19 protein-coding genes and 1 pseudogene are annotated in these 20,384 nt (G+C 57.1%); 8 read left to right on the top strand and 12 right to left on the bottom strand.

The window, feature by feature from the left end:
• Positions 1-106: 106 nt before the first annotated feature.
• The 6 genes from DK510_RS08580 to rpiA all read right to left on the bottom strand — a co-directional run bounded on the left by DK510_RS08580 (position 107) and on the right by rpiA (position 6,504).
• Positions 107-1,543 carry a Do family serine endopeptidase gene (locus tag DK510_RS08580; RefSeq protein WP_234999003.1) on the bottom strand — a complete coding sequence of 479 codons (1,437 nt, stop codon included), beginning with the start codon at positions 1,541-1,543 and terminating at the stop codon, positions 107-109.
• A gap of 185 nt (positions 1,544-1,728) precedes the next feature.
• Positions 1,729-1,923: a DUF2065 domain-containing protein gene (locus DK510_RS08575; protein WP_109311729.1), complete on the bottom strand. Its 195-nt coding sequence runs from the start codon at positions 1,921-1,923 to the stop codon at positions 1,729-1,731.
• Positions 1,923-2,819: a protease modulator HflC gene (gene hflC / locus DK510_RS08570; protein ID WP_108858947.1), complete on the bottom strand. Its 897-nt coding sequence runs from the start codon at positions 2,817-2,819 to the stop codon at positions 1,923-1,925. The genes DK510_RS08575 and hflC overlap by 1 nt, the downstream gene beginning before the upstream one ends.
• Positions 2,819-3,964 carry an FtsH protease activity modulator HflK gene (hflK, locus tag DK510_RS08565; protein WP_108858948.1) on the bottom strand — a complete coding sequence of 382 codons (1,146 nt, stop codon included), beginning with the start codon at positions 3,962-3,964 and terminating at the stop codon, positions 2,819-2,821. The genes hflC and hflK overlap by 1 nt, the downstream gene beginning before the upstream one ends.
• A 72-nt stretch (positions 3,965-4,036) precedes the next feature.
• Positions 4,037-5,395, bottom strand: coding sequence for a glutathione-disulfide reductase (gor, locus tag DK510_RS08560; protein WP_109311728.1), 1,359 nt, complete (start codon positions 5,393-5,395; stop codon positions 4,037-4,039).
• Positions 5,396-5,718: 323 nt separating this feature from the next.
• Positions 5,719-6,504, bottom strand: coding sequence for a ribose-5-phosphate isomerase RpiA (rpiA, locus tag DK510_RS08555; protein WP_109311727.1), 786 nt, complete (start codon positions 6,502-6,504; stop codon positions 5,719-5,721).
• Between the two features lie 167 nt (positions 6,505-6,671).
• Between rpiA and DK510_RS08550 the strand changes: the two genes are divergently transcribed.
• The 4 genes from DK510_RS08550 to DK510_RS08535 are packed head-to-tail and all read left to right on the top strand — an operon-like array spanning position 6,672 to position 10,137.
• Positions 6,672-7,373: a glutathione S-transferase family protein gene (locus DK510_RS08550; protein ID WP_109311726.1), complete on the top strand. Its 702-nt coding sequence runs from the start codon at positions 6,672-6,674 to the stop codon at positions 7,371-7,373.
• A gap of 1 nt (position 7,374) precedes the next feature.
• Complete coding sequence (locus tag DK510_RS08545) at positions 7,375-8,748, top strand: L-serine ammonia-lyase (protein WP_109311725.1); 1,374 nt, start codon at positions 7,375-7,377, stop codon at positions 8,746-8,748.
• A gap of 24 nt (positions 8,749-8,772) precedes the next feature.
• Complete coding sequence (locus DK510_RS08540) at positions 8,773-9,183, top strand: GFA family protein (protein ID WP_109311724.1); 411 nt, start codon at positions 8,773-8,775, stop codon at positions 9,181-9,183.
• Between the two features lie 39 nt (positions 9,184-9,222).
• On the top strand, positions 9,223-10,137 hold the full coding sequence (locus DK510_RS08535) for a DMT family transporter (RefSeq protein WP_109311723.1): 915 nt from the start codon (positions 9,223-9,225) through the stop codon (positions 10,135-10,137).
• On the opposite strand, the gene DK510_RS08530 is transcribed toward DK510_RS08535, so the two are convergent.
• On the bottom strand, positions 10,082-10,789 hold the full coding sequence (locus DK510_RS08530) for a thiamine diphosphokinase (RefSeq protein ID WP_109311722.1): 708 nt from the start codon (positions 10,787-10,789) through the stop codon (positions 10,082-10,084). The genes DK510_RS08535 and DK510_RS08530 overlap by 56 nt on opposite strands.
• A gap of 121 nt (positions 10,790-10,910) precedes the next feature.
• Here DK510_RS08530 and DK510_RS08525 point away from each other — a divergent pair, with 121 nt between their 5' ends.
• Positions 10,911-12,575 (top strand): hypothetical protein, encoded by a 1,665-nt coding sequence (locus tag DK510_RS08525; protein ID WP_109311721.1) that lies wholly within the window; start codon positions 10,911-10,913, stop codon positions 12,573-12,575.
• A 74-nt stretch (positions 12,576-12,649) separates the two neighbouring features.
• Here DK510_RS08525 and DK510_RS08520 read toward each other — a convergent pair whose 3' ends face one another.
• Both DK510_RS08520 and DK510_RS08515 read right to left on the bottom strand, forming a co-directional pair.
• Positions 12,650-12,892, bottom strand: coding sequence for a DUF2842 domain-containing protein (locus DK510_RS08520; RefSeq protein WP_109311720.1), 243 nt, complete (start codon positions 12,890-12,892; stop codon positions 12,650-12,652).
• Entirely contained in the window at positions 12,892-14,187 is a 1,296-nt protein-coding gene (locus tag DK510_RS08515) for an adenylosuccinate synthase (protein WP_109311719.1), read from the bottom strand. Before DK510_RS08515 ends, DK510_RS08520 begins: the two co-directional genes overlap by 1 nt.
• A 91-nt stretch (positions 14,188-14,278) precedes the next feature.
• Here DK510_RS08515 and DK510_RS23280 point away from each other — a divergent pair, with 91 nt between their 5' ends.
• On the top strand, positions 14,279-15,070 hold the full coding sequence (locus tag DK510_RS23280; protein ID WP_234999007.1) for a hypothetical protein: 792 nt from the start codon (positions 14,279-14,281) through the stop codon (positions 15,068-15,070).
• An 11-nt stretch (positions 15,071-15,081) separates the two neighbouring features.
• Here DK510_RS23280 and DK510_RS23275 read toward each other — a convergent pair.
• Positions 15,082-15,138 (bottom strand): annotated as a pseudogene (locus tag DK510_RS23275) (hypothetical protein); the annotation flags it as partial.
• Between the two features lie 75 nt (positions 15,139-15,213).
• The gene (locus DK510_RS08510; protein ID WP_234998987.1) at positions 15,214-16,785 is read right to left on the bottom strand and encodes a UvrD-helicase domain-containing protein; all 1,572 of its coding nucleotides are present in this window, start codon (positions 16,783-16,785) and stop codon (positions 15,214-15,216) included.
• Positions 16,786-16,808: 23 nt separating this feature from the next.
• Here DK510_RS08510 and DK510_RS08505 point away from each other — a divergent pair, with 23 nt between their 5' ends.
• Complete coding sequence (locus DK510_RS08505) at positions 16,809-17,108, top strand: hypothetical protein (RefSeq protein WP_109311718.1); 300 nt, start codon at positions 16,809-16,811, stop codon at positions 17,106-17,108.
• A 358-nt stretch (positions 17,109-17,466) separates the two neighbouring features.
• Here DK510_RS08505 and DK510_RS08500 read toward each other — a convergent pair whose 3' ends face one another.
• A complete protein-coding gene (locus DK510_RS08500; RefSeq protein ID WP_109311717.1) occupies positions 17,467-18,774 on the bottom strand; it encodes a tetratricopeptide repeat protein in 1,308 nt (435 codons plus the stop codon).
• Positions 18,775-18,985: 211 nt separating this feature from the next.
• Between DK510_RS08500 and gntH the strand changes: the two genes are divergently transcribed.
• Positions 18,986-20,314, top strand: coding sequence for a guanitoxin biosynthesis MBL fold metallo-hydrolase GntH (gntH, locus tag DK510_RS08495; RefSeq protein ID WP_109311716.1), 1,329 nt, complete (start codon positions 18,986-18,988; stop codon positions 20,312-20,314).
• Positions 20,315-20,384: the final 70 nt, after the last annotated feature.

Raw genomic sequence — 20,384 nt, 5'->3', positions numbered from 1 at the left:
GAGCCATGCGCCTCCCCGGCGTGTGGCTCACTTACTTTCAGCGCCACGTGGAACGGAAAAGGCCGAGGCATTGCCCCGGCCTTGTCACAACGTTTGATGTGGTGCGTTACTCGCCCAAGCTCAGCGCCACAAAGCGGGGGTCGCCACCGCGTCGTACAAGCAACAACAGCGATTTACGCCCGGCCTCACGCGCTTCTTCCATGCGTGCTTCCAGGTCTTCAATCGACGTCACCTTTTGCTGTCCAGCCTCGGTGATCAGATCGCCGGCGCGCAACCCTTTGGAAAACGCCTCAGAGGCTTCATCCACTTCGGTCACAACCAGCCCATCGGCGTCTTCTTCCAGACCAAGATCCGTGCGTAGCGTGTCCGTCAGCGGCGAAATGGTCAGACCAAGAATGTCAGCATTCTCTTCCGTTGGAGCCTCAGACGTTTCCTCGTCGCCCTGATCGGCCCGTTCGGCATCCTCACGACGACCCAGAGTAACCAGGACGGTCTGTGTTCCGCCATCGCGATGCACGACAACACGCACGGCTTTGCCCACGGTTGTCTCGCCGACCTGACGCACAAGGCCGCGTGTATCTTCGACCTCGACCCCATCAAAACTGAGGATCACGTCACCAGCCAGCAGACCAGCATCTTTCGCCGGCCCATCCGGAACATCGCTGATCAGCGCACCGCCCGGCTTGGCCAACCCCATTGCCTCGGCCATGTCCTCGGTTACGTCCTGAATGCGAACCCCCAGCCACCCACGGCGGGTTTCGCCGAATTCACGCAGTTGGTCGACCACCTTGACCACGACGTTGGACGCCATTGAAAAGCCGATCCCGATCGAGCCGCCGTTGGGCGACAAAATCGCTGTATTCACACCAATCACTTCGCCATTCATGTTGAACAGCGGACCGCCCGAGTTGCCCCGGTTGATGGCCGCGTCGGTCTGGATGTAGTCGTCATACGAGCCGCTCAGCGCCCTGTTGCGGGCCGAAACGATCCCGGCCGAAACCGAGAAGCCCTGCCCCAACGGGTTGCCCATGGCAATAACCCAATCACCGACACGGGCGACGTCACTGTCGCCAAACTGCACGTATTGCAGCGGGCCCGGGGCCTCGACCTTCAGCAGCGCAATATCGGTTTTCTCGTCCGTGCCGATCACCTTGGCAGGCAGTTCCTCCGGCGGCTGTCCATCACCGGGGAAGAACTCTACCAGGATTTCATCGGCCTCGGCGATCACGTGGTTGTTGGTGACGATGTAGCCGTCCTCGGAAATCACGAACCCCGAACCCAGCGCGTTGCTGCGGCGCGGGCGATTTTCATCATCACCGTTCCGGTCCTGAAAATCGCGGAAGAAATCCTCGAAGGGCGACCCTTCGGGCACAATGCCCTGCGGGCCGGTCTGGCCTTCAATCAACGTTGAGGTGGTAATGTTGACCACGGCCGGGCTGATCTTTTCTGCCAGCGGCGCCAGACTTTCGCTCCGCGCCTGTGCTGCGACGGCTTGGGCCAGAACAAGAATCATCCCCGCAATGGCCAGCCACATCAGCCGCATGAAACCAACACCCTCATCCTGCCGGACTGAAATACTGCGTGCTTGTGCCTGCACTTGGGAACTCCTTGTCAACAAGTCTTGTAAAACTGCCTTCGGGCAAATCTTCTCAGGAACCAATGTAGTCGGTTTGTCCTTGCCCGCAACTCGGGATCGCGGGGAAATCACTTGCAAGTGAGGTCACAGCGTCAAAACCCAACCTGATAAGCCCCCCATAGCAAGATAAAGCCACTGACTACGCTCAGCAAACCGGCCAGCCGCCGCGCCTGCTCGGGCATTGACCGCAATGCCTCTAACATGCGCTCAATAAGCGAAGGGGCCAGCGCATAGGCCAGCCCCTCTACAATCAATACCAGCCCGAAAGCCAGAAGGATCAGCCCCATTATTCGGAGGCCGCAGCAGCCGGAGCTGGTCGTCCGGTCGGCGAAGCGAGGTAGTTGAAGAACTCGGAATCCGGGCTCAGAACCAACGAGCTATTGCCGCCCTGCAACGCGTTCTCATACGCGGTCAGCGAACGGTAGAATTCAAAGAACTCCGGGTCCGCGCCATAGGCTTCGGCAAAGATCGCGTTACGTTCGGCGTCCGCTACACCACGGGTGATTTCGGCCTCACGACGTGCATCTGACACCAGTTCGACCACGGTCCGGTCAGCTTGCGCACGCACACGCTGCGCCGCCTCGTTACCACGGGCACGTTCGTCTGTTGCTTCACGTTCCCGCTCAGCCTTCATACGGTCGAAGGTCGCCTCAAGGTTGGCCTGTGGCAAGTCGGTCGCCTTCAATCGCACGTCGATTACAGTCACGCCCAGCGCCTGTGCTTCGGCAATCGCGCTGTTTCGGATGCGCAGCATCAGCGCCGCACGGTCCGAGCTCAGGATGTCACGGGACGAAACCGAGCCCAGAACTTCGCGGGTTTCGGCCCGCAAAATACGATCCAGACGATCCTCGGCAACCGGGATACCACCGACACCAACGGCCTGGCGGAACTGGTTCAAATCTGAAATCCGGTAACGTGCGAATGCATCGACAACCAGACGCCGATCGTCCAGAGGGGTCACCTCAAGGGGCTGTACGTCAATAGACAGGATACGGTCGTCATAGCGGACAACTTCTTGAATCACCGGGATTTTGAACGCTAGACCGGGGTCTTCCTTGACCGCGACGACACGACCAAATTGCAAGACCAGCGCGCGTTCACGTTCATCCACGATGAAGATCGAAGACAGGCCAACGACGCCAAGGATCACGACAAGAATGAGGATAATGGGTGATTTACGCATCAGTTGCTCTCCCCGGCAGGGCTACGACGCAGCTCGTTCAGCGGCAGATAGGGCACAACGCCCTGCCCTTGCCCAGATGAGTTCTGGTCCAGAATGATTTTGTCAACGTCGCCCAAAATCTGCTCCATACGTTCCAGATATAGACGCTTGCGCGTCACATCGGGTGCTTTGGAATATTCCTCCAGAACTGCACTAAAGCGGCTGGCTTCACCCCGCGCACTGTTGATCTGTTGGGCGCGATATCCTTCTGCCTCTTCCAGAACCTGCGCAGCTTCGCCGCGCGCTTCTGCCAACACCTTGTTCGCATAGGCATCGGCTACGTTCTGCAACCGGTCCCGTTCTTGCGCAGCAGCCTGAACGTCGCGGAAGGCGGCGATCACGTCCTGCGGCGGGTCGGCTTTGTCAAAGTTGACGCGGACGATATTGATCCCTGAATCATAACTGTCCATCGTGGATTGGATAAGTTCCTGCAAGCGATCCGCGATAACACCACGATCCCGGTTTAGGATCGGTGCAAGCTCGCTTTGAGCGATAATCTCGCGCATCGCTGATTCCGACACCGCACGGATCGTTTGGCGCGGATCACGCAAGTTGAACAGGAACTTCGCAGGGTCATTGATGTTCCAGACGACTTGATAGTCGATATCGACCACATTTTCGTCGCCGGTCAGCATCAAACCATCATCACTGCCGCGGGCGCCGCCCATATCTTCGTTTTGTTCGCGGGTGACCGGGATTACCTCGGCGGTAACGAAAGGCCACGGCGCAAAGTTCAGACCCGGATTTCCGACGGCCGAGAATTCGCCGAGGAACAACTCAACCGACTGTTCTTCGGGCTTGACTGTGTAAAAACTGGCCGCCCCCCACAATACCGCCGCGACGACGACACCAATAAGAACCGTACCTTTTGTGAAGATGGGGCCACCGCCGCCAGAGCCCTGACCGTTGCCACCTCGGCCTGAACCGCCGCGGCCGCCCATCAGGACGCGCAGCTGTTCCTGGCCTTTCTTCATCAGCTCATCAATCTCGGGGATCTGCGGACCATCGCCTTCGGGGGGCTTGCGCCCATCACCGTTGTCACCCCGATTTCCTCCGCCGCCCGAGGAGCCTCCGCCCCCCCAGGGGCCGCCGCTATTGCCCGCCATATGTATCTATTCCCTTGTGTTGGACCGTGTGATCACGGGTTCCCTTGTAACTTGTGTGCGCGCGGTTGCAAATCAAGCAGTGCGCACAGGTTGCCGCATTGTTACCAATTCCTCTGCCATCACTGGATGAACGGCAACCGTGCGGTCGAAATCTTCCTTGGTTGCGCCCATTTTGACGGCGATGCCAGCCAACTGGATCATCTCACCCGCGCCCGGCGCGACGATGTGGCAACCCAGAACCTTGCGGGTCGCCTGACTGACGATCAGCTTCATCAGCACCCGTTGTGTTCCACCAGCAAAAGCTTTTTGCATTGGCTTGAACGATGTCGCGTAAACCTCAATCGGTTCCTGTGCCGCGCCTTCTTCTTCGCTTAGGCCTACCGTTCCGAATTCCGGTTGGGTAAAGATCGCGGTCGGGATCAGTTCATGATCCACTGGAGTCGGGTTGCCTTTGAACACGGTTTCGACAAAGGCCATCCCCTCGCGGATCGCGACGGGTGTCAGGTTCACGCGGTCGGTCACGTCGCCGATGGCATAGATCGAGGGTACGCCAGTCTGGCTGTACTCATCCACCACGATCTCACCTTTGCGGCCACGTTCCACGCCCAGCGCCTCGAGGCCCAAATTATCCGCATTCGGGGCACGCCCGGTGGCGTACATGACCACGTCGAACTGATCCTCGGTGCCATCGGTGGCCTTGACGCGGATATTGTTGCCTTCTTTTGTCATTTCCAGCACGTTGGTGCCCAAACGAACATCGATGCCGTTCTGGCGCATCTCTTCGCAGATCAGGCCACGTGCTTCTTCGTCGAAACCTCGCAGAATTTGCGCACCGCGATAGAACTGAGTGGTCTTGACACCCATCCCGTTCATAATCCCCGCGAATTCGCTGGCAATATAGCCGCCACCGACGATCAGAATGCTTTGGGGCAGTTTTTCGAGGTGGAAGATCTCGTTCGACGTAATCGCCAGGTCCGATCCTGGGAACTCGGGCACGACCGGACGACCGCCTGTGGCGATCAGGATGTGCTTGGCTGTCTTGCGTGTCCCATCCGCCAATTCGACCGTATGTGGATCCACAACGGTCGCCCGTTGGTCAAAACTTTCGACACCGTTGTTCTTCAGGATATTGCGGTAGATGCCTTCAAGCCGGTCCAGTTCAGTCACCAGCTTGCCGTGAAAAGTATCCCAGTTCAAAGCACCGGCCTGAATGTCCCAGCCATAGGCCTGCGCATCCCCGACCATGCCCGAGAATTCACTGGCGAAGACCATCAGCTTCTTAGGCACACAGCCCCGGATGACACATGTGCCGCCGTAGCGGTCTTCTTCGGCCAGCCCCACTTTGGCACCGTTCTCACCAGCTGCCACACGTGCGGCCCGGACCCCGCCTGAGCCTCCGCCGATAACGAACAGATCATAGTCAAAGCTCATTTGTCCTGCCTCTTCCAAATTTCCGCAAGCGCCCGCAGGCCTTGCATGGGGTGTACTCTATCTCGCGCTGCTGTCCAGAGTGATCGCCGGGGCGCCAGCCTCTTCGATTTCTCGAACTTGCGCAGGGAACCGCTACAGCGTTGTGAACAAACGCCCAGATATGGTTGCTTTTGTTTTATTCAACGACGGCCTCCGCGTCTCGGATTGGTCAAACCAAGTGCCAATTTGTACGTGTCCCAAATCGTTCGCGGTCGCGACTTCACTCAAAGCAATGTAGCGTCCGAATAAAACGAGTGAAGAAAAGCGATCTGTGTTTGCTCCGCTTAATCCGCCAGATCCGAGAACAAGTTCTCGCCTGCCTCCACTGACTGATCAAGTTCGATCGTTCCATCGTTGATATCGCGCAGCTCGACCCGACCATCGCCGTGGCCGATCACAACTCTGTCACAGATGTCGATGAACAAACCATTCTCGACCACACCCGGAACCTGATTAAGCACCAGCGCCAGTTGCCTGGCATTTCCGATGCGCTGAAGGTGGAGGTCCAGAATGTGATTGCCCTCATCCGTGACAAACGGCGCCTCTCCGTTCATGCGCAGCGCGGCAGAAGTGCCCAGAACGTCCATCGTATCCAACGCCTCTTGGATCAGCGTTCGCGTAGTCTGCCAGCCAAAAGGGATAACCTCGACCGGCAACGGGAATGCGCCCAGCGTTTCGACCTCTTTCCCGGCATCAGCAATAACGATCATCTGATCGCTTGCCGTGGCAACGATCTTTTCCTGCAGATGCGCGCCGCCCCCACCTTTGATCAGGTTCAGATCGCCGTCAAATTCATCCGCGCCGTCAATGGTCAGGTCTAGCCAACCCGCCTGATCCAGCGAGACAACCTCGATCCCTAACTCACGGGCCAGTTGCGCGGTACGGGTTGAGGTCGGAACAGCCTTGATCCGCAAACCTTCCTGCTGCACCCGGTCTCCCAGACGGCGGACCATCCAGGCGGCCGTTGATCCGGTGCCCAGCCCAACGCGCATCCCGTCCTGAACTATATCGGCGGCCCGTCGCGCCGCGACAAATTTGGCTTTGTCTATGGGTGACAAATCTCCGGTCATTGTTGCATTCCCCCTTGGTATTGCGGAATTTATACGGAATGTCCGACCCAACTGCGAGCGCCAATTCGCCGATCCAGCGGGCCAACTTGTCGCGAAACTACGCGTTTCCTATTGGAAACGTCGCAATCGAGACGTTCGACATCCCAGCTGGTGTATAAATACAGCCCATGAACGCGCCCTATAGATTGCACTTTGCCCCCGACAATGCCTCTCTGGTGATCAGACTGGTGCTGGAAGAGATGGGCCTGCCTTATGAGACGGCTTTGGTGGATCGACGGCAAGACGCACAGGATGGCGCGGCTTACAGAGGGTTGAATCCGAATGGTCTGATCCCGGTTCTTGAAACACCGCAAGGCCCGATCTTTGAAACAGCCGCCATCCTGTTATGGCTGGCAGATACACATGCGCAACTGGCTCCCGCCTCTGACAACCCGGATCGGGCTGCGTTCCTGAAATGGCTTTTTTTCGCATCGAACACTTTGCATGCCGATCTGCGCATCCTGTTCTATGCCGAAAAATACATCGACGCGGCACAGGCCGAAACTTTGCGCAACGGTATCCGCCCGCGCCTACGCCAACATCTTCGGGTTCTGGATGACGTTGCTAAAACTGCGCCCAGCTGGTTGCACGCCGATCAGCCCTCGGTCCTTACATACTACCTTGCCTGCCAGATGCGGTGGATGTCCCTTTACCCGGAGCGCGCTGATCGCAGTTGGTATCAATTGGCGGATACGCGTTACCTGCAATCCATTCTGATACGCCTGGAAAACCGTCCCGCAACCCGGGCTGCCATCGCGGCCGAGGGGTTGGGGGTTACCCCCTTCACCAGTCCATCTTATGCTCACCCTCCAGAAGGCTCTGCTACCTGATATGTTCTTGTCTGTTTTTGATATGTTCAAAGTGGGCATCGGCCCGTCCTCGTCACACACAATGGGGCCGATGGTTGCCGCCGCACGGTTTCTGGACCTGATGCGCGCCTCGCCGTTTGAATTCGCCGGTCTTCGCGGATCGCTGCACGGATCGCTGGCTTTTACTGGCGTAGGTCACGCAACAGACCGGGCTACGATCCTTGGGCTGGCCGGGTTTGTTCCTGACACCTATGACAACGACAAGGCCGAGGCCGCGTTGGCTGCTATTGCTGAAACGCACTCAGTCACGCCCGAGGGGTTGCCGACCCTGCAATTCGATCCAAAGGCCGATCTGATCTTTGACTACGACCACAACCTGCCGGGTCACGCCAACGGTATGATCCTGATGGCTACCGACGCACAGGGCGACGTGATCCTGCGGCAGGTCTATTATTCCGTAGGCGGCGGTTTTGTCCTGACCGAGGAAGAACTGGCCGAAGGCAAAGCGACCAATGACGGCCCCGCCGTGCCTTTCCCGTTTCACTCGGCGGCCGAAATGCTGGAGATGGCAAACGCTAGCAGCAAAAGCATCGCCCAGATGAAGCGCGAGAACGAAATCGCGCGGGGCTGTGCGGACAGTTTCGCCAAAGGCACCGCGCGACTTTGGGAAGTCATGAACAACTGTATCGAACGTGGACTGAAGACGGATGGCATTCTACCCGGCGGCCTGAAAGTGCGCCGGCGCGCCAAGGGCATCCACGACGCGTTGTTGGCCGAACGGGGTATGAACCTGAACGCGCCGCACACCATCAACGACTGGATGAGCGTCTATGCGATGGCGATAAACGAGGAAAACGCGGCTGGCGGGCAAGTCGTCACTGCGCCCACAAACGGGGCAGCTGGTACGATGCCTGCCGTACTGCGCTATTACCTCGATCACGTTCCGGGTGCCTCGGAAAGCCATATCGAGGACTTCCTCCTTACGGCAGCGGCCATTGGCGGGTTGGTCAAATACAACGCCTCGATCTCAGGCGCTGAGGCTGGGTGTCAGGCTGAAGTTGGAAGCGCCTCGGCAATGGCTGCAGCGGGCCTCTGCGCCGTGATGGGTGGTACGCCCGAGCAGGTCGAAAACGCCGCCGAAATTGCATTGGAGCATCATCTGGGCATGACCTGCGACCCGGTCGCTGGTCTGGTGCAAGTTCCTTGCATCGAACGCAACGGTTTGGCGGCCATCAAAGCCGTCTCGGCTGCTTCACTTGCGCTGCGTGGCGATGGGAAACACTTCGTGCCGCTGGATTCAGTGATCGAAACCATGCGCCAGACCGGGCATGATATGCATGAGAAGTACAAGGAAACGTCTCTGGGCGGGTTGGCCGTAAACGTGCCAAACTGCTGACAGTGACAGCAATGGAGGTCAACGATGCAAGGACATTGCCTGTGCGGCACCATCCGCTACGAGGTTGATCCTCCGGTCCTGTCCTGCGTGAGCTGCCATTGCGATAGTTGCCGCAGGCAATGTGCGGCCCCGATGACGACCTATTTTGGCGTGCGCGACGGGCAATGGCGCTGGACTGGCGAGTCTCCGAAAACCTTTAATTCCTCGCCCGGTGTCGAGCGCAGCTTTTGTCCCAATTGCGGCACGCCGATCTCGTTTCGATCCCAAGCAATGTCGGACGTGCTGCATTTGTATGTCGCCACATTAGAGGATCCCAACCAATTGCAGCCCACACTGCACGTGGCCCATGAAGAACGGCTGGATTGGCTGAAACTGGACGACGACCTGCCCGTCTGCATCGGACCCGACTACACGAAGGTGCAGCCGATTTCATAGAAGCTTTCAACCGGGTGCCAAAACCCGTAGCGTCGCCGCATGACCCAGGATCGTCCCGTCTTTGGCATCTTCTTGATGCTGTGTTTTTGCGTGCTTGCACCGATGGGCGATTCCATCGCCAAGCTGCTGGGTGAGACGACACCGGTCGGCGTTCTGGTGTTTATTCGCTTTGCCGTTCAGGCGTTGATCCTGATACCTTTGGTGGCCCTGACCAGGCGGCACTGGCGCATGCGTGGACGTCTTGTGTGGCTGGCGTTCATCCGAACGGTTCTGCATATCGTCGCTATCGCGGCAATGTTCAGCGCACTGCAATACTTGCCGCTGGCGGATGCAGTCGCCATCGCCTTTGTCATGCCCTTCATAATGTTGTTGCTGGGCAAGTACGTGCTGGGTGAAGAGGTCGGTATGCGCCGCCTGATCGCCTGTGTTGTCGGGTTCGTGGGCACTCTGCTGGTCATCCAGCCCAGCTTTGTTCAGGTCGGTGCCGCCGCTCTGTTACCCTTGGTCGTTGCGATTGTCTTTTCCCTTTTCATGTTGGTGACACGACAGATTGCCAAGGAAACCGACCCAATATCCTTGCAGGCCGTATCCGGAGTGATGGCGACGGTTCTGCTGCTGCCGGTTCTGGCGCTGGGAACACTCGGCAATGTTTGGGAGCTGTCTTTCATTGTTCCCGAGCGTGAAAGTCACCTGCTGCTGATCGGAATCGGTGTCCTGGGCACTGTCGCGCATCTATTCATGACGTGGTCGTTGCGCTATGCGCCGTCCGCCACGCTGGCCCCCATGCAGTATCTTGAGATCCCGGTGGCGACGTTCTTTGGCTGGTTGATCTTCCATGACCTTCCGGATGGCATGGCCGCTGTCGGCATTGGTATCACCGTCGCCGCAGGCCTGTATGTCATTCTGCGCGAGCGGGCCAGCGCCCGGTCTGCCCCGACAGAAACGCCTGCATAACCTGATCCAGAGCGTATCGCGGCACCATCACCAGCAATCCCGGCGCATCCACCGTCAGTTCAACATCCGCCAGCGCGCGGTTGGATGTGCCTACCTGCCCGCCTGGTTCCATCACCAAATCGTCGATGGGCCACTCCAGCCCTCTGCTGGTACCGGTTACCCGCTGAAACGGAAAAAATGAAACGACATCGCCAGGGGTGATACACAGGGAAATCTGTGGAGGCGCGTGGAAGACGACCTCGGTCTCGCCCAACAGGACACAGGGGCGATCCTGTCTCTGAACCAACGTGTTAAGAACAGCAAGCTGATGGTCCAACCTCCCGCCCAAGAACCCTGCCCCCAACACAACAGGCGCGTCGATGCTGCGCAGGGCCTTGTCAAAATCCGTGCTGTTTTGTTCCCGTATGGGATACAACCGGTCCACTGGAATTTGGTCTTTGTGTCGGCTGTCCAGCGAATCGAAATCACCAATCACGGCATCAGGGAGGCGACCCGATTCTACCAATGGGGCGGCTCCACCATCGGCCGCCACGACCGTATTGGCGCGAATCAGCATCACCTCCAGGTCGTCAGGGCCGATTTCCCCACCTCCGACCAGTGCAATTGGCTCAAATGACCGTACAATTGGGCGTTTTTTACTTAGATTGATCATTTTTCCCGGATTTGGACACATTGAGACCACAAAATGATAGGTTCATGCAGAGAGTTCCGAGCCAATAGGTGTGCCTGCATAAGGTGGTTGGCTCTCGTAGTTTGTAGAGGACGTGCGTCTGATGGTACAGAACAACAAGGTATTGACCGTTTCTTATGGAACCTTCTCCTGCACTTTGGAAGGATTCGACGATTCATTCGAAACGATGAAAGCAATCGCAGAATACTTCCGCGATCTTTCTGCCGATGATCGGTATTTTGGTTCTGAACCCCCACAACCTGACGCAGAAATGCTGACCCGGATCGCAAAGCGCGACGCCGCAAAACATGTAGAAGCCAGCCAGAGCGATTCCGGCCTGTTGTTGCGCGCGACCCAGCAGGCTGCAAAGCCAACCCCTGCTGTGGTTCCAACCGCTGCGCAAGCAGACCCCCAAGTGATGAGCCCCAGTGCCACCCCCCCTGCACAAGGGGCCGGGTCGTTCTTTGCTGATGCCGAGCCGGTTGAAAGCGCGCCTGCCCCAGCTGCCGACAGCATTGCCGCAAAACTGCAGCGCATCCGCGCCGTCGTTTCGCATTCCGAAGAAAATTCGGTTATTTATACCGAGGACGAAGACACAAACCTGGGTAATCAGCCAGCTGCCCCGAAGGATGCAGTCGCCGCCGCGTTTGAGATGGGCTCGCTCGATTCGTCGGACCTTACCGAAACGGACGAGCCCGAAGAGGCCATTGAACCTACGGCGCCGGCTTTTGAGGCGGAAAACCTCGAGGATAACCCCTCTCTGGCTGAACCTGTGGCAGAGGCCGTAGCCCCCAAGGAACCGTCAGAAGCTGAGGTCGTAACATCCAAAGAACCGGAAGAACCCGGTCAACCGATCTCGATGCAGCAGTACACCGACTACGAAGACGAGGAAGAGGCGCCCACACCCTCTGCCCTTTTCACTGATCTTGAGGAAACGGCCGAAACCGATGAGGCCAGCAATATACTAAGCGAAGACGCCGAAGAGGATCAGATCGAAGAGGTCGTGGAGGCAAACGATGGTTATCTGACCGCCGAGGATGAGGCCAATGTTCTAAGCGAGATCTCGAAGGTCGAAGCCGCAATGGACGGTCAATCACCGAACGAAACTGCCCTGGATCAGGATTTGTCCCGCCTGATGGACAAGGCCGACAGCCAGATGGATGACCCGGCGACCAGCACGCAGCGCGAAACCTATTCGCATCTGCGCACGGCCGTCGCCGCAACCGAAGCTGAGCGCGAGGACCGACCCCAGCAAGAAGAGTCCGAGGAAAGCGGATATCGCGGGGATCTGACCTCGGTCGTCAGCCCGCGCCGCCCCGAGATTCAAGTCACCAGCATGCGCCCTCAGTCGGACACCTCGTCGCCGCTAAAACTGGTTGCGGAACAGCGTGTCGACGCAAGGGAACAGGACTCCGGTCCAGTGACCCCGCGCCGCGTTACGTCCAAGTCAGAAGACGAAGCAGGCGACTCCAACGAAGAAGGTGGTTTTGCCCTGTTTGCACAGGAACAAGGCGCACAATCGCTGCCCGACCTGTTGGAAGCTGCAGCCGCCTACTTGTCGTTCATCGAAGGTCAGGAACAATTCTCGCGCCCACAGCTGATGAATAAGATCCGCTCGCTCAAGCAGGACGACTTCAACCGCGAAGAAAGCCTGCGCTCGTTCGGTCAATTGCTTCGGGACGGCAAGATCGAAAAAGCCGGTGGAGGTCGCTTCGCTGCATCAACGCAAATCGGGTTCCGTCCTGACGATGAGCGCGCCGCAGGCTGAACTTAAATAATCAAAAGAAAAAGGGGCCGATGCAATCATCGGCCCCTTTTTTGTAGGGGAAAAGAAGCACTCTCTCAATCTTCCGACTGATCCGGGTCTGCTTGCCCAACGCCTTTGAACACGAACTTGAAGGGCAAGGCCCACACGATGCCCAGACCGACATAGACCAGCAGTTCAAGCCAGATCGGCGGGCGATCAAGCCAGTTCACAACCGTCACCACAGCCACGATGTAAAGCGGCAAACCAATCAGTAAAAGCGCCAGAGACCAGCGGCGGCGCGCCTTATAGCTGAGGCCTTGTTTCTGTTCCTCTGCCATTAGTCTGCAAACGGGTCTGTCACCAGAATGGTGTCATCCCGCTCCGGGCTGGTAGACAAAAGGGCGACGGGACAATCGATCAGCTCTTCGACCCGGCGCACGTATTTGATGGCATTGGCCGGCAGATCCGCCCAGCTGCGCGCCCCTTCGGTGGATTCGCTCCAACCCGGCACCTCTTCGTAAATCGGCTTGCAGCGCCCCTGTTGGTCGGCGGCGGTCGGAAGATAGTCCAGACGTTCGCCATCCAATTCATAGCCAACGCAGATTTTCAGGGTTTCGAATCCGTCCAAAACGTCCAGCTTGGTCAACGAGATACCGTTCACACCGCTTGTCGCGCATGTCTGGCGCACCAGGCAGGCATCGAACCAACCACAACGACGTTTGCGGCCTGTGGTCGTCCCGAACTCGTGCCCACGCTCACCAAGCCGTTGACCATCGTCGTCTTCCAGCTCTGTCGGGAACGGACCCTCGCCTACACGGGTTGTGTAGGCCTTGACGATGCCCAGAACGAAGTCGATGGACCCCGGACCGATACCCACGCCCGTCGCAGCCTGACCGGCAATAACGTTGGACGAAGTCACGAACGGATAAGTCCCGAAGTCAATATCCAGCAAAGCGCCTTGCGCGCCTTCGAACAGGATGCGTTTGCCGGCCTTGCGCTTTTCGTTCAGCACTTTCCAGACGGGGGCCGCGAAGGGCAGAATTTGCTGTGCAATCTCTTTCAGCTGAGCGATCAGCGAATCCCGATCAACTGGCTCGATCCCCAACCCTTTGCGCAGCGGGTCGTGATGTTGCAACGCACGGTCGACACGTGCCTCAAGCGTCGCCTCATCTGCCAAATCAGCAACACGAACAGAGCGACGACCAACCTTGTCTTCGTAGGCCGGGCCGATGCCCCGCCCGGTTGTCCCGATCTTGGTGCCTTTGCTGGCGGCCTCTTCCCGCGCACGATCCAACTCACCGTGGATCGGCAAAATCAAAGGTGTGTTTTCGGCAATCATCAGCGTCTCAGGCGAGATATCAACGCCCTGCGCCTGAATGGTTCCGATCTCTTTGATCAGGTGCCAAGGATCCAGCACAACACCGTTTCCGATGACACTCAGTTTTCCGCCGCGAACAACACCGGACGGCAGCGCATGCAGCTTGTAGACTTCACCATCGATGACCAGCGTGTGACCGGCGTTATGTCCGCCCTGAAAGCGTGCAATTACGTCTGCCCGCTCACTGAGCCAGTCGACGATCTTGCCTTTTCCTTCGTCACCCCACTGGGCGCCGACAACAACCACATTGGCCATATCCGGTCCTTTTGCGCTGAGTTATCAAACTCGGCTCGTATAGCGGGGGGAAAGCGACAGGGAAACCGGTAATTCGACGCATGCAGAGATCGTGCTGCGCACGATGCCTACGGCGGGGATTTTTTTTGGCCAGATGAAGAAACGGATTCTCCGCTTTATCCGGCTAAAAAAAATCCCGGGGGAGTCGCCCGGCACGGGTGGCGGGGGCAAAGCCCTTAGCCCGTTCGATAGTTGTACTTTCAGTTGTGGTCGAGAAGTTATCACGCCTGATTACGATCTCTGTGGCATTGCCCCAGGCGCGAACGTCAAAATCGGCCCTGAGCGGCCCTTTATCGCAAGTGCAGCGAATGAGCGCTTGACCGCCCTACTTGTCGTTCTGATCTTTCCCGAAAACCCTATCAGCCCCCTTGACCTCCTCAAAGACCAGTTCAGGCACAACGACTTCTCAATTGGCACGTTTCATCAGGTGATGAAAACGCTCAGCGGCATCTTCCTTGCGCCGGTATATGATGGCCGCGATCTCGCCGGTGACAAAATTCGTGCCTATCGGGGGCGCGAATGCCTTTGCCATCCGCCCGAGGGGCCGCCCTTGAAGATCCTCGACCTGCCAGCGATCTCCGACACTGGAGAGCCTGATTGGCGCGCCGACCTGCGCTTCAGAGATCGCCTGGTGAACAATGTGCCGATCACCTTGGCGGCCTGCAAACGACAGGTCGACCATCCTCATTTCGGGCGATTGAAAGAACCGGCGTGGGCCAGGGACTGTCGCCAAGTCGGGCATCATGTGCCGCATGACGACGGATGGCGACTCGCTGGGAAGGTATTCGTGTTGTCGTTACTCATGACGATCAAATTGCGCCGTGCACGTGTCATGGCGACATAGAACAAACGCCTCGGGGCGTCCTGATCTTCGTTTCGCGAGGGCCGTTCCCAACCGCCATCCAGGATCACGACATCGTCAAATTCGAGACCTTTCGCGCTGTGCGCCGTCAACAATTTGAGGCCACGCTGCTCGCCCCATGAATCCTACGACCATTCAGCAAACCATTCGATCACATCAGGGCTCGGGAGCGCTTTGCCATCAACTTCACGCGCAAGTTGGCCAAGTCCCTCGCCTATCCGGTCAGTCCAACGGCTTGTGGGTATCGCATTTAGGGTTTCAGTAAGGTCGCCCAAGCTGACCAAAGCTGCATGCCTCTCGCGTAGGCCGCCGATGAACCTCCGCATCTCACGGGTGCGCCACACACTAGGCAAGTTTTCGTTCGCCATTTCGACTGGAATTCCATGCCCCTCGGCAAAGTCGCGGACTGGCAGAAGCTTGCGCCAATCACGAGAAATGATTGCCGCGCCCTTCCAGCTCCAATCCGGGATCAGTTTTGACAGGCGGATCATCTCGTTGACCGCCGCAAGGGCCTGAGCGTCATTTCCGGCTGGGCAGCCAAGGATTTGGACCCGCCCCTGCGCGACCGGGTCGAGGCTTTCCATGATACTCCCGGCCGGGTCCTTTTGCCTCGATTCGTCGACAGTAATACCATGCCCTGTTTTCATACGTTCCCGAGACCTTTCGATTACGGCGTTCGCCGCAATGATGATGTTCTTTGACGAGCGGTAATTGTCGGTCAGAAAAACCGGCTTGGCTGAATAATCTTGTTCGAATTGCCGAATGTGGCGTACCGATGCGCCGGCAAACGCATAGATATTTTGGTCGTCATCGCCGACCGCGAACAGTTTGATCCGTTGATCAGGGTCGTCGATACTGCGACCGGCCACTGCTGCGATCAGCGCGTATTCCTCGGGTCCTACGTCCTGATATTCGTCCACGAGAATCCATCGGAACCCTTGGATCAAGGTTTCTCGCAAGGCTTCGGCCTCGACTTTGTCCAGCCCGTCGCCACGCAAGAGACGTGCCGCATCGATCAGAAGCGTTTCGAAATCAGGTTCGTCGGCCGCCAACTGTCCGGCGAAACTCGCGCCAATCAACCTCATGGCTAAGGCATGGATGGTCAAGACCGTCACGAAGCGAGCATCTTCGCCTATCAGTAGACGCAAGCGTTCCCGGATCTCGGCGGCCGCGTGGCGATTGTAAGCGAGCACCAGTATTCCGTTTGGATCTTCGCGTTTAATCCTGACCAGATAGGCAACGCGATGGACCAATACGCGTGTCTTGCCCGATCCCGGCCCCGCGAGCACCAGCACATTGGTCTGTTCGCGGTCGTCACGAACGATCTGTTCTTGTGTCGAATTCCCCAGATTGTCGACGATCTCAGCGTAAGACTGAGGCGTTGCCTGCCGTCTGAACTCCGAAATTTTCCCCGGCATCCAAGCTTTCATGAAGTCGGACTGCTCCATTGCGAAATAGTCATGCGCGAGTCGCTGGGCCTGATCGATATCGTCGATGCCCTTGCTCGCATAGGCCGCCATCACGTGGGTCTGGACGGTCTGTTCGGTGTAGTGGTCTTCGAGCGGCGCGAAATTCTGAGTGGTAAAAGCGCCGCCTTTCCGATTGATGTGCAACGTCATGGCCGAGCGGAACACGGACAAACCCTTGCCCAGAGTCACCACCTGTTGTTCGTGCAACCATAGAAGCGCCCGGTCCATCAGCTTTGCAGGATCAATGACAGATGTACGCGCTTGGCATCATTGCAAACATCGGCAAAGCGCAAGCCGAGGACGCCGCAAAAATCATGGAGGCATTTGCGGATACGCTGCCTGCATTCCTTGAAGCCGCGCTCGAAGACGAAGCCTTCGGGCGCAAAGTCTTCGTGCCCTTTGAAGCCGTTGTCAAAGTCGGCGCCGCTAAAAAGATACAGCGTTATCCGCTGCGTCCAACAGGCATAGTCCAAGAGGTCGAGACACTGCGGGAGGCGAAAAAGAGCAAGTCGAAGGTGAAGGTAAGGCCAGATTCCGGACCCAAGGGGTAAGCGGCTAACGGCACCCAAAAGCAAAGAAAAAGGGCGCGGCTCAAGCCGTGCCCTGCTTCGGTGTGGTGGCATTTTCTGCCCTGGCTATTCCGGGCGCTCACAGTGTCTAAAGCGGACCTTCACCGCGTAGTCCTCAAAGTCGGCTTTGCGGACTTTCCCGACTTTCCAACACCTGAAGTCACCTTGTGCTTTCGGCCCATTCCTGCCTTTGATCGCTCTAAGGCATTTCGGTAGCTTTCTGGGCATTGCTGCCCTTCGCGGCATGCGCGAGATTGAGATCTCGCTGAATCCACGGTCTGACTAACAAACCTTACTTACAATTTTTGGAATTGCCATGAAGATTTCTCTACGCGTGAAATCAGTCCGGATTGTTGTCCAAACTTCTTATGTTTCTCATAACTTTCTCGACATGTGATGGATCTCTAAAAATGCCAGCCAGCATCTTTCCTACGTCGGCATCAGGCCAGGATTTCCTTAACTCGGCGTATTTTCGAGCGGCTTCTTTGGTATTACCCAATTCATTCAATGCGGCCGTTTGATAGGCGAAGGACGGGGCGCTGATCGGGTCTCCGTACTCTGCGGCTGCCGAAAAGGAATCCAGTGATTTCTCGTAATTTTCCAAGTGGAAACTCGCAGCACCAAAAATGTTTCGATTGGCAAATCGCTGGTTGCTTCGACCTCCGTTCATGGCTTTGGCCGCAGAGCTCGCAGCTTCGGCAAAATGACCTGAGAACAATGCGATCGAGCCATGTATGTCCAACACATGCTCATCATCTGGTGCAAGTGTCGCGGCTCGTGTTGAGATTCTCATGGCCTCATCAAATTCTCTGTTAGCAAATTTAACCCAAGCCTGAGCTGACTGGGCCCATGGATCTGTCGGAGCAAGGCGGCGTGCTTGATCAGCCATGGTCACTGCTTCGTCGAGCAGTGCATTTTTTTTCGGGCCTGGCGGGGTTAGGATTGCCAGATTTCCGAGCGCCTGAGCCGCACCGGCATAGCCGCCATGGTAATCGGGGCCAAGTTCGATAACCCTGCGGAAAACTTCAGCCACCAACTGTTGGCGCGGCGCATCAAATATGGGAAACATCATGCTTCTTGCCTGATTGGCCAGATTCATGGCCTGCAATGAAGACGCCGATTGTTCGATGACGGCCTGACGCTTTAGCGTGTCTTGTATTGGAAACTCGGCTCGGGTTTGGCCGGGATCAGAAGGGTTGTTCTCGATAGTGATGGAAGCAACGGCGATGCCGATAGCGGTTCCCGTGACGAAAGACATGGCAGCCCAACCGAACGCGCGACGGGAACTTTCGTGCCCGGATGCGGCAACTTCGACCCGTTCAAACCTTGGTCTGTAACCCCCGGTGTCAACGAATATTCGGACGGGATCGGCGGTTCCTGCCGTGTCATAGTAGTGTTCAAGATTTTGCCTCAGACGCCGCGCATCCACCCTGACAACATTGTTTGCATCCCCTTCTTCAGTCGGATCGCGATCATACACATCCTGAGCAATTGTTTTGCCCATAATGAGCTCACCGCGGCCTTCCAATTCTTCGGTCACGATGTACTTCAAAAAAGCACAAAGCCGATCCAAGTGAGAAAACAACTCACTTTTGCACACCGCCTCCAAAGCATTACTCTTGTCGATGTCCTTAATGTCTGAAGGCATTTTTACCCTTTAATTACAAGGTTACACCAATCGTATTCAGATATTATAATGCACTTCTGACCTGCGTGAGTCACCCCTGTGTCACAGTGAGTCCGTTACTCAGCTGAAAATCCTGAGGAACACTAACCTTGCATCGCGACCGATGTCCCGTCGGTGACGGCCTCTTCGATATTCCGGAGTTGTCGGCGAGTTTTGCAAGGGAGTGTTAATCATGAATAGACGAAAACGACTATTGAAGTACTCAGCCTATCTGGTGGCCGGGTTGACGTTTGGGTTCTGGCTGGCCGCCCCGAACGGAGGGCTGAAGATCCTAAGTTATACCTTCGGCCCTTCGATGGCCTTGGCTCAGGAAACGCCAGAAGTGTCCCCGGTCAAGGCGAGAGAGAGAGATACGTATTACCCAAACAGTGAGGACCTGAAACCTGACGAAATGCGGGTGATTGCCTGCGGGACCGGGATGCCGACCACCCGAGCGGCGCAAGCGGCAGCCTGTTTCTTGGTAGAACTTGGAAACGGTGACAAGTTCCTGTTCGATATCGGTTCGGGATCAGCCGAGCGGATTTCGTCGCTGCAAATCCCCTACAACTACCTCGACAAAGTGTTCATCGGGCATTTGCACACCGATCATTTCGGTGCGCTGCATGACCTATTCATTGGTGGCGCTTTGATGGGACGCAATGTTCCTCTTCGGGTATGGGGACCCAGCGGCGCAGTGCCGGAACTTGGCACGGCCTATGCCTTGGACCGTATGCAGGAAATGCTGTCGTGGGACTTGGCAGGCCGGGCCGGAAACGTGGATTTCCGCGGCTATGTCATGGATGTGACCGAGTTCGACTACAAGCTTGAGAATGAACCGATCTACGAGGAAAACGGCGTTGTTATTCGCACATTTCCCGCGATCCATTCCATTGATGGCTCGGTCAGTTATGCGCTGGAGTGGAATGATCTGAAGTTCGTCTTCAGCTCGGACACCTACCCCAACAAATGGTTCGTCGAATATTCCAAGGACGCTGACCTGGTAATCCATGAGTGCTTTATTGCTGTGCCCGAACTGGTCAGCAAAATGAAGTTCACACCGGAATCAGCATTGCAGGTGGGCACACAAGTTCACACTGCACCAGAGGCGTTCGGCAAGGTCATGAGTGAGATCAAGCCACGCATGGCAGTCGCGTACCATTTCTTCAATGACTTTGACACCGTCAATGGCGTGTATGAGCGTATACGATCCACCTATGACGGCCCGCTCAGCATGTCCGAAGATTTCATGGTCTGGAACGTGACCAAGGACGACATCGTCGTGCGCATGGCTGCAACCGAAGAACGGACCTGGGCACCGCCGTTGGCGGCCCCCGCAGAGGCGCCAAAAGTAGAAGACAAAACTGCGATGGCGGAACAGCTCGGGGTGGAAACCCTCGATTTCAGTGACTTTGTCGCAAGTGGGGTTTGGGATGTCGAGGATGTCCTACGCCCAATCTACGAGGAGGCCAGCGAAGCTATGGGGCAAGAGTATCCATACCCGGAGAAGTCCGAACCCAAATAAGTCCTGAAAACAAACCGGTGCCTTTTGGCATGCCATCCGGCACCGGCCTCTGTGCTTCTTTTTTCAGGCA

This window comes from Ruegeria sp. AU67, from assembly GCF_900312795.1.
Classification (GTDB): Bacteria; Pseudomonadota; Alphaproteobacteria; order Rhodobacterales; family Rhodobacteraceae; genus Ruegeria; species Ruegeria atlantica.
The sequence above is the reverse complement of the archived record's forward strand: the minus strand, read 5'-3'. Positions and strand labels throughout refer to the sequence as shown.